Origin of the sequence: Streptomyces sp. WELS2 (genome assembly GCF_013870595.1) — a bacterium.
In the GTDB taxonomy this organism is placed as follows: Bacteria; Actinomycetota; Actinomycetes; order Streptomycetales; family Streptomycetaceae; genus Streptomyces.
Genome location: NZ_JACBWZ010001289.1, coordinates 1 through 1,219, shown reverse-complemented (window position 1 = coordinate 1,219; position 1,219 = coordinate 1). Strand labels below are relative to the sequence as shown.

Genomic DNA, 1,219 nt, shown 5'->3' with positions numbered 1-1,219 from the left:
TCGGCGGGGGAGAGGGCGGCGGCCCGGGCCCGCGGCCGTCCGTACCATTCGGGGGCGGGGACCTGGGCGACCAGGGAGAAGTCGTTCCCCTTCCCGGTGTGCCGCGGGCGGGCCGGGGGCCGATTCCCCCGGCCCGCCCTCACCTGGGGGCCGCGCCGGTCAGGCGTGGCTGCCGTACGGGCGCGTGATGATCTCCATGCCGTGTCCGGCGGGGTCCGTGAAGTACAGCCCCCGGCCGCCGTGGTGATGGTTGATCTCGCCGGGCTGCTTGCCGTGCGGATCGGCCCAGTAGGTGATCCCGGCCGCCTTGATGCGGGCGAAGGCCGCGTCGAACTCCTCGTCGGAGACGAGGAAGGCGTAGTGCTGCATGACGATCGACTCCGCCGGGATCGTGGCGAAGTCCAGGGTCACCCCGTTGCCGGTGGCGACGGGGACGAACGGACCCCACTCGGTGCCGACCTCCAGACCCAGGATGTGGGCCAGGAACTCGGCGGACTCCCGGTTGTCCCGGGCGTGGACGATGGTGTGGTTCAACTCGACTGACATCGGTGGAATGCCTCCGCGGGCAATCTCACGGGCACCTCCATGCCTCACCCGGACGGTGACCGACACGCGATGCCGTAGGCCGATCTTATCCGACCCCTCCGGCCGGCCCCCGGTGTGTCACATGGCCGCCGGTCACCGTCAACACCGCCGGGGCATCGGCCAGTTCGTCACCGGGCGCGTGCACGGGGTCGACGGCCAGCGCGGTCAGGTCGGCGCGGAAGCCGGGCGCGATCCGGCCGGCCACGTCCGCCTCCCCGGCGGCCGCGGCGGCAGGAGAGGGGCAGCCCTCCAGCGCCTGCGCCGCGGTGAGCCCCGGCCGGTGCGCCGCCGCGCCCTTGGGGCGGCGGGCCGTCGCCAGCACCGACCGCACGTCGTAGTGCGCGATCGGCCAGTCCGAGCCGAGGGCGACCGTGGCCCCGGCCTCCCGCAGATCCCGCAGCCGCCAGGCGCGGGCGGCCCGGTCGCCGCCCAGCCGGCGCGACCACTCATCGGTGCCGTCGTCGCGGGTGTAGCCGGTGTGCGGCGGTTGCATGGAGGCCGCGACGCCCGACTCGGCGAAGCGCGGAAGCAGTTCGTCGGGCACGGTTTCGATGTGCTCGATCCGGTGCGCACCGTGCCCGCCCGGCCCCAGCGAGGCCACCGTGTCCAGGACGTGCCGGACGGCGGCGTCCCC

The 1,219-nt window shown here is 74.6% G+C and carries 2 protein-coding genes; both read right to left on the bottom strand.

Annotated features, from left to right (window positions below):
* Positions 1 to 159: 159 nt before the first annotated feature.
* The gene (locus H5J33_RS35810; protein ID WP_181798801.1) at positions 160 to 546 is read right to left on the bottom strand and encodes a VOC family protein; all 387 of its coding nucleotides are present in this window, start codon (positions 544 to 546) and stop codon (positions 160 to 162) included.
* An 85-nt stretch (positions 547 to 631) separates the two neighbouring features.
* A partial coding sequence (locus H5J33_RS35805; RefSeq protein ID WP_181798799.1) for an amidohydrolase family protein occupies positions 632 to 1,219 on the bottom strand: 588 nt, incomplete at its 5' end.

What these genes read in the sequence shown, in the direction of transcription:
- H5J33_RS35810 (WP_181798801.1), bottom strand. Translation starts at nt 546, where the DNA reads ATGTCAGTCGAGTTGAACCACACCATCGTCCACGCCCGGGACAACCGG.